The following is a 12,997-nucleotide window of genomic DNA, read 5'->3' on the forward strand; positions in this document are numbered from 1 at the left end:
GACCCCCTCTGCCTACCGGCCATCTCCCCCTCAAGGGGGGGGAGATTATGCCTCGACAGCCGCCAAACCTTCGATCTCGATCAGAAAATCCGGATGGCCGAGGCCTGCCACGCGCAGCGCCTTGATGATGGGCGGCGGAGCGCGGTTGGCCCAGAACGCCATCCAGGCGCCGAAGCCTGGAGCGATATCCTGGTCGCCGACAATATAGACCGACAGGCTGACCAGTTCCTCGACCTTCGCACCTCCGGCTTCCAGCACCATCGCCAGATTGGCCAGCGCTTGCGTCGTCTGCGCCGCGAGGTCGCCCTTGCCGACGATCTGTCCTTGCGCGTCGACGCCGTTCTGGCCGCCGACCAGCACGATGCGCGCCGAGGCCGGCAGGGATACGCCCTGGGAATAGGCCGGATTGCTGTGCATGCCCTTTGGGTTCAGCCTTTCGATGGTCACTGCGTTCCTCCTCCAGATGCCGGCGACCACGGAAGGCCCAAAGGTGAGGCGATTCAACGAACCATGTCGTTCGTTGCCGGTGCCGATCGCGCCATGTTAGCCGAACTCAGCGCGGGACACACAGCAGTGCAAGGAGACAGTCGATGAAGATCATCGCCTATGACAACTTCAAGCCCGGCGTCACCCTCGACGACCTGAAACCCTATCTGCGCGACGAGGTCTCCAATGTCTGGCGGCTTTGGAAGGCCGGCATCGTGCGCGAGAACTATGCGCGCGCCGATGTCGGCGGCGTCATCATCGTCTTCGAGCTCGACAGCGTCGACGAGGCCAGGCGTTACACCGACGATTTTCCGCTGTCGAAGGCCGGGCTGCTGGAATGGCATTTCCTTGCCTTCGACGCGGCACCCTTGCCGCTCGAATATCTGTTCGACCCCGCCGTCGACATCGCCAAACCCTGGGATCGGACCGCGGCATGATCCGGTCGCGGGAAGGCATCGAAATCCCGGCCAGCCTGGCGGAATGGTGCGATGTCGGCCGCATGGCGCTGCTGGTCTACGACATGCAGGTCGGCATCTGCCGCCAGGTCGCCGGTGCGGCGGAAATCGTCGAGCGCACCGGCGTCGTGCTCGAGGCCGCGCGCTCGGCCGGCATGCGGGTGGCCTTCACACGCCATCTGTCGCTGCCCAGGAAATGGATGGGAACCACGCAGTTGCGCACCGCCATGGCCTGGCAGCGGCACGATGATCCCGACGCGGTCCAGCCCTGGTTCCTCAGGGATGCGGACGCGGCGCGCATCCTGCCGGAGCTGGAACCCCGGGCGGATGAGGCGGTGTTCGACAAGCTGACCATGTCGGCCTTCGATTCGACGACACTGGGCTTTGCGCTCCACGACTGCGGCGTCCGCGCCGTGGCGCTGGCCGGCATCGCCATGGAGATCGGCATCGAACCGACAGTTCGCCAGGCGACCGACAACGGTTTTGTGGCCGTGGTGATCGAGGACGCCTGCGGCTTCGGCAACAAGGAAGCTCGAGACCGCTCGCTGGCGACGCTCCGCTTCCTCGGCGAAGCCGTCATATCAGATGTGGCGGGCTTTTGCGGTGCGCTTGCCGATGCGGGCTAAGGGACTGGGGAAATCGCATATGGCACTCCCCCTCACCCGGCCTCCGCTTCGCTCGGCTGACCTCTCACCAAGGGGAGAGGAGATTGCCAGCGCCAGCGCCAGTCTCTTCTCCCCGGCGGGGAGAAGGTGGCCGCGTAGCGGCCGGATGAGGGGGCTGGCGCTGCCATACGCGATCGGCCCGGCTGACGCGGTGTCACGCGGCGGCCTCGATGTCGGTGCGGAAGCGCACCCCTTCGGCGCGGCCGTGCTCGCTGCCCCAATCGTAGAGCGCCTGGAGCGAGGCCGCGAGATCATGCCCGCGCCGGGTCAGCGCGTAGCGACCCTTGCCGTCGGGCGAGGTCTCCAGCACGACGAAGCCGATCTCGACCAGATCGGCCAGGCGTTGCGTCAGCATCTTGTCGGACAGCGCCGGGATCAGACGGCGCAGCTCGGAATAGCGCATCGGCCGCTGCTTGATCCTGGCCAGGATCACCGTCTTCCATTTGCCGCCGAGCGCATCGAGCGCGAACTCGACCGGACAGCCGTAAAGTCTACCGCGCTGCGTCATGCCGCCATCGTAGGCAAGGCCGGCGGGCGGCGAAAGCGGAAATTGCCCGGCCAAATGGCCAGATTGCCGTGTCGTGTCTTGTCGGCACAATCTCATGGAGGAGGCGAAAGATGAGTGTCAGGAACGCCAATCCGGTCAATGCGCGCCAGCCGAAGCGGGTCGCGATCGTCATCGCCAATCCGGCCGTCTCGACCACCACCGGCTGGCCGGTCGGCTTCTGGTGGAGCGAGCTGACGCATCCCTGGTTCGCCTTCACCGAACGCGGCTACGAGGTCGAGATCTTCTCGCCCGATGGCGGCAGGTGCGAGGCCGACGCGCTGAGCGATCCACGCGACCCCTCGGGTTACTCCGAGACCGATCTCATCTCGCTGGGCTTCATTTCGAATCCGAAACTATCGGCACTTGTCGAAAATACGCGGCCGGTGGCTGAGCTCGATGTCGGCCGTTTCGACGCCATCGTCGTCGCCGGCGGCCAGGCGCCTATGTTCACCTATGACCGCGCGGAGGCGCTGCAAAGGACATTCGTCGCCTTCCACGAAGCGGGCAAGGTCGCGGCGGCGCTTTGCCACGGCACCGCGCTGCTGCGCTACGCCAGGCGTGCCGACGGCTCGTTGCTCGTCGCGGGCAAGACCGTGACCGGCTTTGCCAATGCGGAGGAGGATTTCGCCGACAATGCGACCTGGGAGATGGGCGCGCTCGAACGCGGCAGGCATCTGATGCCGTGGCGCATCGAGGATGAACTGAAGGCGCTCGGTGCCAACTATGTCCAGGCCGGCCTGTGGCGCGGCTTTGCCATACGCGACGGCAATCTGATCACCGGCCAACAGAATTTTTCCGGCGCCGAGACCGCGCGCCTGGTGTGCGAGGCGCTGGGCGGCTAGAGTCAATCAAAAGTCCCCGGGCGACGCAGGTCCGACATAATTCAGAGCATTGCTTGCCCGCCTACGCCCCGCCTTGCCGCTGAAACATGCGAACTTGCATCTCCTCCCAGCGCGTCATCACCTTTTCACGGAAGCGACTCTTACTGAATTCAACGCATCGGCTTCCTTCGAACAGAAAAATGTCGTCCTTGAGTGCCACGGCTTCCAAGAATCTGGGAGACCAGCCGGTCAGCCCCGAAGTTTGGCCCATTACCTGCTCAAAGGTGAACATTGCGTAGCAGTAATTGTCGAAGCTCTCAAACTGTGAAAAGTCAGCCGAGCTGCATTCATCCAATGTCATTGCCGGGTAGCTGTAAGGACTCGGGAACCCTTGTTCGACGTGCGGAAAAATAGCCGGCGGCATTTGAAGGATCTTCATGGCACCGGCTTCCGTCAACATGTCGATACTCCACTCCCAGCAACTTATGTGTCTGTGATAGAAGGATTCGCGCTCCACGCCATACTCGTCAGGTAGCCAAAGACTGTCTCCCTTTTCGATGTCGATTTGCCGATAGATATCGAACAGGCACTCATATATGAGTGCAGCCACCGTCGCGTTTCGCATTCGTCGCCCACAACTTTATGCGGCCCGGACTTGTGCCTCGGGACCATTCGCAATTCCTAGCAAGTTGATGATTTACTGCAACGAATATCTGGCTGGGGCCGAACGACCGATTCTCGTGATTGGGTTTGGTGTTAGCGCGTCCTACCCCAGCAATTGCTTGCTCAGCCGCGCGCACTGGGCGCGGATATCCGGAATGGCGTCGATCTCGAAGAAGGTGCCGCGCGTCAGCGGGCCTACGGCGAGGATTTTCCGCGACACGCTGCCGTCGCCGGCGATGATCTCGCAATTGGGCGACACGTCGAGGCCGATGCGCAGCGGGTCCGGCCTTGCCAGCCCGCGGTCGACCAGCGAGCGCACAACGCTGTTGGACGAGGTCGAGATGTCCCGCACGATTCCGGAGCAATCATAGATGCGGGCGACCTCGAAAGTCTCGATCGCCTGGCTGTGGCGCGCCTGGACGTCGACGGTGATAGCCTCGCCCGCGTCGATGCCGATGACGCGGCCGGCGACGAGGCGGATGCGCCCCGACTGGACCGCTTCGCTCACCCTGGCGTGGACTTCCGGCGCCATGCGATGCCGGTGGATGTCCCACCAGGCTTTGGTGTGTTCGACGAAGCGGCGCTTGGCCGAAGCCGGCCAGTTCTGCCAGATCTTCTGGTTGAAGGGCCGCAGACCGTCGACCACGTCGCGCCAGTCGACACCGGCCTTCTGGTTCTCGCGGATCAGGTCGCGGAACCAGCCGACGAAATAGGAAAGCTGGGTGCCGAGCGGAATGTCGGCGACATCGAGCTTGATCGGATTGCCCTTGCGGTGCGGCGACGGCAGCAGGCCGCGCCGGGAAACGGCGATGATCCCGCCCTTGTGGCCGCGCTGCTCCAGCGCCAGGAACGCATCGACCATGCTGAGACCGGTGCCGAGCACCATCACCCGGCTGTCGGGATCGAGCGCGGTGTCGGCGTCCGAGCCCATCCGCACGGCGTGACCCTGCGCCGGCTGTTCGTCATGGCCGGTGGCCAGAACGGCGAGATGGGCAACGACGCTGGTGCCGTTGGCCAGCGCCACCTCGACCCCCGAGGCGGTCGGCGAGATGGACAGGCTCTCCTCGCGGATCAGGCGCAGCCGGCCGGTTTCACGCTCGCGCGTTTCCAGATCGTCGAGCAGTTCCTTGAGATAGCGGGCATAGACGCTGCGCGGCGCGTAGAATGGCGTCAGCGGCGTCTGTTCCTGCCCCAGAAGGCTGCGCGCCTGCAGCCAGCGCCAGAAATTGCCGGGATCGTCGGCATAGGCGCTCATCCCTGCGGCGCTGACGTTGAGCACATGCGCCGACAAAAGCGTCGAATAGGCGATGCCCTGTCCGAAATGCGGGCGCTTCTCGATCAGCGTGACCCGCAGGTCCGGATTGGGCGATTTCAGGAGATGCGCGGCCAGCACGACGCCGCTGGCGCCGCCGCCGACGATGATGATCGAACTGGGCGCGATCGGATTGGCGCGCGCGGCGGTCATGCGCGTCTCCGCCCGCCGCGAGGCGTCAGGCCTGGACCTTCGCCGCCATCGGCAACTCGTCCAGGGCGATATCGCGCATCTCGGCGAGGCTGCGCTGATCGAGCACCTCGGCGATCGCCTGCCGGACCTCGAGCATCAGATGTCGGACTTGGCATGTCGCCTCATTGCAGTCTTCACAGCGCTGATATTGCGTGCGGCTGGCGCAGGGAATTGGCGCCAGCGGCCCGTCGAGGACGCGCACGACGTGGCCGACCCTGATCTCGTCGGCCGGCCGCGCCAGTCGGTAGCCGCCATCCTTGCCCTTGCGGCTCTGGACGAAACCGGCATTGCGCAGTTCGCCCAGTATGGCGTCGAGGAATTTCTTCGGAATGGTGTTGGCGGTCGCGATGTCGTTGACGAAGGCGAGCTGTCCGGCAGGCATGCGCGCCAGGTGGACGAGCGCCTTGAGGCCGTATTTGCCTTTTTTGGTGAGCATGAAGCGAACGTTTCCAGGCTATTCGACGGCCCAAGGCCATCCGTTGCGAAACGCCTGGCGTGCCTCCCCGCCGCGCCCAAGCATCCATGACACATAAATTCTAGTGACATGATATACAAGCCGATTGTGGTTGATATTGCTTGGTTTTCAAGCCGTTGCGGCCATTTTAGGCCAGGCTTGTGACGCGAGCGACACAGAGACGGCGCTCCCTTGCGCGCACGATTCGCAGGCGCCGGCTGCTGCCACAATTCGATAGGTATGGCTTGTCATCGCCGCCTCCAACTCCCTATGTCGATAAGATTACTATACTTAACGCCGAACACGCGGATCGGTTTTCTAAATCGAAGCTGCTACAGGGTATGAATTTTCTCGGATATTGACAAAGGCGGAATCTTATTTGCGATGAGCGCGGGTGGTGTCAGCTATTCCGCCAGGCCGGCGCCGCCCCTCACCTGCCTGCCGGCATCCTCTCCCCGTATAGTGACGGGGAGAGGAGCGCTATCGCCGATGATTTCGCCAATCGCCAGCGCTGCTAAGAAGGCGACGGCGTTGCGGCCAGCTTCTTTCTCCCCGTCACTATACGGGGAGAAATGTCCGGCAGGACAATGAGGGGCGGCGCCGGCTTCGCCGAACCACCGCAACGTCCCCATCCGCCTCGGCACCTCGTCACCAGTGGCTTTTTTCCAACAAACCCACCTTCGTTGGAAGGATTTAACTCTACAAGAACGATAGAATTAGCGGACTATCATGAAGCAATCCGGTTTCTCTGTTTCATGGAGCCTTTCATGTCCACCATTTCACGCCGCATTCTCCTCCTGTCGTCGGCAGCCCTGGCCGGCGCCGCGTTCCTCAGCCCGGCTTTGGCCGAGGACCTGAAGATCACCATCGGCTACCAGACGGTGGTCGAGCCTTCGAAAGTGCCGCAGGCCGACGGCGCCTATGAGAAGGCGACCAAGGCCGCCATCGACTGGCGCAAGTTCGATTCCGGCGCCGATGTCATCGCCGCGGTCGCGTCCGGCTCGGTCGATATCGGCTATGTCGGGTCGAGCCCGCTGGCCGCGGCGGCAAGCCGCGAACTGCCGATCCAGACCATTTTCGTCGTCGGCCTGATCGGGCCGTCCGAGGCGCTGGTCGCCCGCAACGGCGCCGGCATCGAGAAGGTCGCCGACCTTGCCGGCAAGAAGGTCGCCGTGCCCTTCGTCTCGACCACGCATTACAGCCTGCTCGCCGCGCTGAAGCACGAGAATGTCGATCCGAAGTCGGTCCAGATCCTCAACCTGCGGCCGCCGGAAATCGCCGCCGCCTTCGCGCGCGGCGACATCGACGCGGCCTATGTCTGGGATCCCGCGCTCGGCCAGATCAAGACGACAGGCAAGGTGGTGCTGGACTCCGCGCAGGTCGCCGCCTGGGGCGCGCCGACCTTCGACGCTTGGATCGTGCGCACCGACTTCGCCGAGAAGAACCCTGAGGCGGTACGCGACTTCGTCAAGGTGACGGGATCAGCCTATGCCGAATACCTGGCCAAGCCCGAGGCCTGGTCGACGTCCTCGCCGCAGGCCGAAAAGATCGCCAAGCTCACCGGCGCCAAGCTGGAAGAGGTTCCCGAACTGCTGAAGGGCTATGTCTTCCCGACGCTCGAAGAGCAGGCGTCGGACAAATTCCTCGGCGGCGGCACGGTCAAGGCGGTCGCGGCGGCCTCGGACTTCCTCAAGGAACAGGGCAAGGTCGACGCCGTGCTGCCGGACTACTCGAAATACGTGACCTCGAAATACGTCACCGAGGCGCTCGCCTCGAACTGAACGCGCGCTCTCCTTCCCTGAAGCCGCGTGCTGCCTGCCCTGGAACCGCTGACGAGGCGCGGTTTCGGGGCGGGCGGACTTCCCTCAGATATCCGCGAGGACCCATGCCGCATCTCGTGCTCGACAAGGTCTCGATCCATTATGACGGCCAGGCCGCTCCGGCCGTCGAGCGTGTCTCGATCGACGTTGCCAAGGGCGATTTCGTCGTCCTGGTCGGCCGCTCCGGCTGCGGCAAGACCTCGCTGCTCAATGTCGCCGCCGGCCTTGTCACGCCGTCGCGCGGTCTCGCCTCGACCAACGGCCGACCGATCACCGGACCGGGTTCGGACCGGGCGGTGGTGTTCCAGAACGATGCCCTGTTCCCCTGGCTCACGGCGCGCGAGAATGTCGCCTTCGCGCTCCGGCTGCGCGGTGTCAGGCAGGCCGAGCGGGCGCGCCGCGCCGATGAATTGCTGGGTCTGGTAAAACTCGGCGATGCCGGCGACAAGCGCATCTGGGAATTGTCGGGCGGCATGCGCCAGCGTGTCGGGCTGGCCCGCGCGCTTGCCGCCGAACCGCAGTTCCTGCTGCTCGACGAACCGCTCGGCGCGCTGGACGCGCTGACGCGCGAGCGCATGCAAACCACGCTGCTCGATCTCTGGACGGCAAGCCATGTCGGCGTGCTTATGGTCACCCACGGCATCGAGGAGGCGCTGGTGCTCGCCACCCGCATCGTCGTGCTGGCGCCGGGCCCGGGCCGTGTGGTGCGCAGCTTCGAGCCGGGCTTCTCCCGGCGCTACGCCGCCGGCGAGGCCATCCGTTCCATCAAGACGGATCCCGCCTTCGCCGCGGCACGCGGCGAACTGACCGACGCCATCTTCGAGGGAGAAGCGGCATGACCATCTCCTCCTACAGCGAGCGGCCGGGCGCCGCGATCGACAAGGTGGACGGCCTGTCGGTGCCATGGTCGCGCCCAAGCGCCAGGCGCAAGGGGATCTCGGCCCGAGCGGTCAGCGCGGTTACCATCCTGCTGGTGCTGGCGGCTTGGGCGCTGTCGGCCCGCCTGCAGCTGGTGTCGCCCGTCTTCCTGCCCTCGCCGGCCGCGGTGTGGAACAAGTTCATCGTCGTCATCAAGGACGGTTTCGTCGACGCGACGCTGCTCCAGCATGCCGTCGCCAGCCTGGGCCGGGTGTTCGCTGCATTGGTCGCCGCCCTTCTCATTGGCGTCCCGGTGGGTCTCGTCATCGGCATCAGCACCGTCGGACGCGGCATTTTCGATCCGCTGCTCGAATTCCTGCGGCCGATCCCGCCGCTCGCCTACCTGCCGCTGGTCATCATCTGGTTCGGCATCGGCGAGCCGTCGAAGATCCTGGTGATCGCCATCGCCATGCTGGCGCCGGTGGCCCTGTCGACCGCGTCCGGCGTGCGCGGTGTTTCAAAAGAGCGCGTCAACGCCGCGCGCTCACTCGGCGCAACGCGCGCGCAGGTCGTTCGCCACGTCATCCTGCCCAGCGCGCTGCCCTCGATCCTGACCGGCCTGCGCATCGCACTCGGCGCCGGCTGGTCGACGCTGGTCGCCGCCGAACTGGTCGCCGCGACGCGCGGGCTTGGCTTCATGATCCAGTCCGCCGCCCAGTTTCTGGTCACCGACGTGGTGATCATGGGCATACTGGTGATCGCGGCCATCGCCTTCGTGCTCGAATTCACCATCCGCCGGATCGAGCGCGCCCTCGTCCCCTGGGCCGGACTGGAATGACCGGGAAAGGAGAATGACGATGACCCATTCCACCGCCGTGCTGTTCGCCCATTTCGGTACCTGGCTGCTGGGCCTCGCATCCGAGGAGAAGGAGGCGGGCGAGGATCGTCCGCGCTCGCCGGCGCCGGTCCCTTTCCGCGCCGCTCAGGACCGCCTGCCGCCGCGTGATGAAAGTTTCTACTGGGCCTGGCAGTACTGGTCGCATTGAGGGGCAGCAGCCCGGATAGCTCGCGCTATTCCTCTCCCCCGTCGATCGGGGGAGAGGTGTCGAGCAAAGCTCGACGGAGTGGGGGTCGATTGCTCGCCCGATCCGTTGAATTGTCCGGGCTCACCCGCGCGAACGGTTCGCCCACACCAGCCCAATCAGGCCGACCGCCATGGTGACAAGGCCGATATGAAGCCATTGCGACTGGCCGGTCATGAAGCTGCCGCCGACCACGCCGATGCCTTGCAGGGCCCACAGCGCGCCAATGGCCAGGACGATCAGAGCCAGCAGATTTTTGGTCAGCCTCATTGACGGGTCTCGCTTTTGAAGTCGATCGTTTGCCGCGCCATGGCCCCGATGAAAGAGCCGAAGGATGTGGCTGGATTACACCGGATTCTACTTGGATATTAATCCGGTATCTTGTCAAAGCGATCTCGAATATCCGCCGGATGATCATCGAGAATTGATCATATTGCGCCGGAAAATCCCTGACAGACTGTTACCCGGTGACTCCAAACGTGTGATCTCGCCACGGAACGGACAGATGCTTGCCGCATTTCCTGCCTTATTCGCCACCTAACGGCTGGGGTCTGTCAAAAACGGAGCCACCCCTTACAGATGAAGAACCTAAACCGGACCGCGCTTGTCGCGGTGACGATCGCTGCTGGCCTGATGGTCGGCGCTTCCTCGACCACCGCAAACGCCGCCGCCGCGCAGTGCGGCCGTGCTTCCTGGTATGCGCTGCATTCCAAGACCGCCTCGGGCGAGCGCATGAACCCCTCGGCGATGACCGCCGCCCACCGCACGCTGCCCTTCGGCACCAAGTTGCGGGTCACCAACAAGAACAACGGCCGCAGCGTCATCGTGCGCATCAACGATCGCGGTCCGTTCATCAAGGGCCGCGTGCTCGACCTGTCCAAGGGCGCCGCCGGCCAGCTCGGTTTCATCGGCTCCGGCCAGACCTCGGTCTGCATGGCCCGTATCTGATCCGATCGTTCCTTCCTGGCCATGATGCCCGGCGGCATCGATTTGGGCGTTCATGGTCAGGGAACGGCATGTCACGGAACGACACATTTCCTACACATTTCGGCACCGCACATTGAGCCGGCTCCGCCGTTCCGGCCCGATTTGCAGGCCTTTGGACGAAAGAACCATTGGTCACGCAACGTGACGTATTGCATCGCAGCAATTAGTTGTTAACTTCGCCGCGAGACATTTAGGCTCGGCGCTGCTCGTCGTCCCTTCGGTCGAGGCAGCAGCGGGGTTGTCGATGTTCTACCAGCTCTACGAATTGAACCATGCGGCGCTGCAGCCGGCCCGGCTCTATGCCGACGCGGTCCGGTTGTTCTACTCCAACCCGCTCAACCCGGTTTCGCACACGCCCTGGGGCCGCTCTGTCGCCGCCACCGCCGAACTGTTCGAGCGCACCACGCGCCGCTATGGCAAGCCGGCCTTTGGCCTGGAAAAGACCGTCGTCGACTGGAAAAGCGTCGAGGTCACCGAGAAGACCGTCTGGTCGAAGCCGTTCTGCAATCTCGTCCGGTTCGAGCGCGCCGTGCCCGCCGGGCGCAAGCCCGATCCCAAGCTTCTGATTGTAGCGCCGATGTCGGGTCATTATGCGACGCTGCTGCGCGGCACGGTGGAAGCCATGCTGCCCTATGCCGATGTCCATATCACCGACTGGGTCGACGCCCGCATGGTGCCGTTGGCCGAGGGCGGCTTCGACCTCGACGACTATATCGACTATGTCATCGACATGCTGCACGCGCTGGGCCCCGATACGCATGTCATGGCCGTGTGCCAGCCCTCCGTGCCGGTGCTGGCGGCTGTCGCGCTGATGGAAACGAAGGGCGATCCCTTCGTTCCCTCGACGATGACCCTGATGGGCGGCCCGATCGACACGCGCCGCAACCCGACCGCGGTCAACCTGCTGGCCGAGGAAAAGGGCATCGACTGGTTCCGCGACAATGTCGTCATGCGCGCGCCCTGGCCGGTGCCGGGCTTCGGCCGCGAGGTCTATCCAGGCTTCCTGCAGCTGTCCGGCTTCATGAGCATGAATCTCGACCGCCACATCATCGCCCACAAGGACTTCTTCATGAACCTTGTGAAGCATGACGGCGACAATGCCGAGAAGCACCGCGACTTCTACGACGAATATCTGGCGGTCATGGACCTGACGGCGGAGTTTTATCTGCAGACCGTCGACACCGTCTTCGTGCGACATGCCCTGCCCAAGGGCGAGATGACGCATCGTGGCACCAGGATCGACACATCAGCCATCCGCAACGTCGCTTTGTTCACGGTCGAGGGCGAGAACGACGACATTTCCGGCCTTGGCCAGACCAGGGCGGCGCAGGACCTGTGCGTCAACATCCCCGCCGACAAGAAGGCCCATTACATGCAGCCGGCGGTCGGCCATTACGGCGTCTTCAACGGCTCGCGTTTCCGCTCCGAGATCGTGCCGCGCATCGTCGACTTCATCACCAGCTACGGCCGCCAGAACCGCGTCGCGGTGAAGCCGAAACTGGTGCGCACCGCCAGGCGATAGCCGTTCGCGGTCCGGATTCGAGAATAACCCCCGTCCCCATCTGTTGCGCGATGGACGCTGTCCGTCTGCCTCGGGTAACCATGCCGCAAATCAGGCCGTCGTTGTAATTGACACGGACTGTCAATCGCCCTTAACGTTTCGTTAATAACAGGGTGAGCGGGGACAATGAATTCCTCAACAATGGCGAGAAAGCTGCGTCTGTGCGTGGCCGCGACCTGTCTGGCAGCCACCGGAGGCTGGATCGCGCCGGCTTTTGCGGCCGGAGCGATGGCGACCGGAGGCCCGACCTCGCAGCCGATCGGCCACTATGATTTCTGCAAGCTCCATCCCGGGGAATGCTCGATCCATCCGGGCAATCTGGCACCGGCGCGGATGACCAGCGGACTGATGCGCAAGCTCGTCCACGTCACAGCCGGCGTCAACGCCGCCGTCAAGCCGATGAGCGACATGGAGATCTACGGCAAGGATGAGGTCTGGGCCTATCCCGACAAGGGCGTCGGCGACTGCGAGGACTATGTTCTGGAAAAGCGCCGCCGGCTCTCGCGCATGGGCATCTCGCTCTCCGACCTTCTTATCACCGTGGTGCGCAAGCCCGACGGCGAGGGCCATTCGGTGCTGACGGTGCGCACCGACAAGGGCGACTACGTGCTCGACAACCTCAACGACAAGGTCAAGGCCTGGGACCAGACCGGCTACCGCTTCCTGAAGCGGCAGGCGATCGACAACACCGGCCGCTGGGTCTCGATCAGGGGTGGCCAGCAGGTGCTGGTCGGGTCGGTGCAGTAGGAACACGTCGCGTCCGCCTGCTTGGGGCGGTGGCACCCTCGCGCTTCGTCATCCTAGGGCGGAGCAGGAGCGAAGCTCCGTCGCGAAGACCCTGGGATCCATGCCGTGACGTTGAGGAAGAACGCAACGGCGCAGAACAGTCGTTGCCTTCATAGCCACGTCAACAATCCATTCTTGCACCGCTGCGGCGCCCCTCGTTCGCGGCATGGCAACTGTGTTCATGCGAACGCGATTTTGTCGCGAATGATGGCATTGAGAGTGACGAGAAGCTTTCTGGCGACGGCGACGATTGCCAGTTTCTTTGATCCAGATCGGGCCGCAAGCGCGGTGTAGAAGGTCTTGAAGCG

General features: G+C 64.1%; 16 protein-coding genes. 10 read left to right on the forward strand and 6 right to left on the reverse strand.

Annotation, left to right across the window (positions count from 1 at the left end; genetic code table 11):
* Positions 1-45 precede the first annotated feature (45 nt).
* Positions 46-447: a RidA family protein gene (locus tag J0I79_RS32635; protein ID WP_292869527.1), complete on the reverse strand. Its 402-nt coding sequence runs from the start codon at positions 445-447 to the stop codon at positions 46-48.
* Between the two features lie 143 nt (positions 448-590).
* Between J0I79_RS32635 and J0I79_RS32640 the strand changes: the two genes are divergently transcribed.
* Both J0I79_RS32640 and J0I79_RS32645 read left to right on the forward strand, forming a co-directional pair.
* Positions 591-923: a hypothetical protein gene (locus J0I79_RS32640; RefSeq protein WP_292869530.1), complete on the forward strand. Its 333-nt coding sequence runs from the start codon at positions 591-593 to the stop codon at positions 921-923.
* The gene (locus J0I79_RS32645; protein ID WP_292869533.1) at positions 920-1,567 is read left to right on the forward strand and encodes a cysteine hydrolase; all 648 of its coding nucleotides are present in this window, start codon (positions 920-922) and stop codon (positions 1,565-1,567) included. Before J0I79_RS32640 ends, J0I79_RS32645 begins: the two co-directional genes overlap by 4 nt.
* Before the next feature lie 193 nt (positions 1,568-1,760).
* Here J0I79_RS32645 and J0I79_RS32650 read toward each other — a convergent pair whose 3' ends face one another.
* Positions 1,761-2,114, reverse strand: coding sequence for a helix-turn-helix domain-containing protein (locus tag J0I79_RS32650; RefSeq protein ID WP_292869536.1), 354 nt, complete (start codon positions 2,112-2,114; stop codon positions 1,761-1,763).
* 110 nt (positions 2,115-2,224) lie between these two features.
* On the opposite strand from J0I79_RS32650, the gene J0I79_RS32655 reads away from it, so the two are divergent.
* Positions 2,225-2,995 (forward strand): type 1 glutamine amidotransferase domain-containing protein, encoded by a 771-nt coding sequence (locus tag J0I79_RS32655; protein WP_292869539.1) that lies wholly within the window; start codon positions 2,225-2,227, stop codon positions 2,993-2,995.
* Between the two features lie 61 nt (positions 2,996-3,056).
* Here the strand turns inward: J0I79_RS32655 and J0I79_RS32660 are convergent, their stop codons facing one another.
* The 3 genes from J0I79_RS32660 to J0I79_RS32670 all read right to left on the reverse strand — a co-directional run bounded on the left by J0I79_RS32660 (position 3,057) and on the right by J0I79_RS32670 (position 5,577).
* A complete protein-coding gene (locus J0I79_RS32660) occupies positions 3,057-3,434 on the reverse strand; it encodes a hypothetical protein (RefSeq protein WP_292869542.1) in 378 nt (125 codons plus the stop codon).
* Positions 3,435-3,740: 306 nt separating this feature from the next.
* Positions 3,741-5,102, reverse strand: a complete 1,362-nt coding sequence (locus tag J0I79_RS32665; protein ID WP_292869545.1) for an FAD/NAD(P)-binding protein — start codon at positions 5,100-5,102, stop codon at positions 3,741-3,743.
* Between the two features lie 25 nt (positions 5,103-5,127).
* The gene (locus tag J0I79_RS32670) at positions 5,128-5,577 is read right to left on the reverse strand and encodes an Rrf2 family transcriptional regulator (RefSeq protein WP_292869547.1); all 450 of its coding nucleotides are present in this window, start codon (positions 5,575-5,577) and stop codon (positions 5,128-5,130) included.
* Positions 5,578-6,362: 785 nt separating this feature from the next.
* Between J0I79_RS32670 and tauA the strand changes: the two genes are divergently transcribed.
* From tauA to J0I79_RS32690, 4 genes are all read left to right on the forward strand, one after another.
* On the forward strand, positions 6,363-7,376 hold the full coding sequence (tauA, locus tag J0I79_RS32675; RefSeq protein WP_292869550.1) for a taurine ABC transporter substrate-binding protein: 1,014 nt from the start codon (positions 6,363-6,365) through the stop codon (positions 7,374-7,376).
* Positions 7,377-7,480: 104 nt separating this feature from the next.
* Positions 7,481-8,254, forward strand: a complete 774-nt coding sequence (locus J0I79_RS32680; RefSeq protein WP_292869553.1) for a taurine ABC transporter ATP-binding protein — start codon at positions 7,481-7,483, stop codon at positions 8,252-8,254.
* Complete coding sequence (locus tag J0I79_RS32685) at positions 8,251-9,111, forward strand: ABC transporter permease subunit (protein ID WP_292869556.1); 861 nt, start codon at positions 8,251-8,253, stop codon at positions 9,109-9,111. The genes J0I79_RS32680 and J0I79_RS32685 overlap by 4 nt, the downstream gene beginning before the upstream one ends.
* Before the next feature lie 19 nt (positions 9,112-9,130).
* Positions 9,131-9,319, forward strand: coding sequence for a hypothetical protein (locus J0I79_RS32690; RefSeq protein ID WP_292869559.1), 189 nt, complete (start codon positions 9,131-9,133; stop codon positions 9,317-9,319).
* Between the two features lie 120 nt (positions 9,320-9,439).
* On the opposite strand, the gene J0I79_RS32695 is transcribed toward J0I79_RS32690, so the two are convergent.
* Positions 9,440-9,625 carry a hypothetical protein gene (locus J0I79_RS32695; RefSeq protein WP_292869562.1) on the reverse strand — a complete coding sequence of 62 codons (186 nt, stop codon included), beginning with the start codon at positions 9,623-9,625 and terminating at the stop codon, positions 9,440-9,442.
* 309 nt (positions 9,626-9,934) lie between these two features.
* Between J0I79_RS32695 and J0I79_RS32700 the strand changes: the two genes are divergently transcribed.
* From J0I79_RS32700 to J0I79_RS32710, 3 genes are all read left to right on the forward strand, one after another.
* On the forward strand, positions 9,935-10,303 hold the full coding sequence (locus J0I79_RS32700) for a septal ring lytic transglycosylase RlpA family protein (protein ID WP_292869565.1): 369 nt from the start codon (positions 9,935-9,937) through the stop codon (positions 10,301-10,303).
* Between the two features lie 283 nt (positions 10,304-10,586).
* Positions 10,587-11,864 carry a polyhydroxyalkanoate depolymerase gene (locus J0I79_RS32705; protein WP_292869568.1) on the forward strand — a complete coding sequence of 426 codons (1,278 nt, stop codon included), beginning with the start codon at positions 10,587-10,589 and terminating at the stop codon, positions 11,862-11,864.
* A 165-nt stretch (positions 11,865-12,029) separates the two neighbouring features.
* The gene (locus J0I79_RS32710) at positions 12,030-12,650 is read left to right on the forward strand and encodes a transglutaminase-like cysteine peptidase (protein WP_292869571.1); all 621 of its coding nucleotides are present in this window, start codon (positions 12,030-12,032) and stop codon (positions 12,648-12,650) included.
* The last annotated feature ends 347 nt before the right edge of the window (positions 12,651-12,997 follow it).

The organism is Mesorhizobium sp., from assembly GCF_017306585.1.
In the GTDB taxonomy this organism is placed as follows: domain Bacteria; phylum Pseudomonadota; class Alphaproteobacteria; order Rhizobiales; family Rhizobiaceae; genus Mesorhizobium.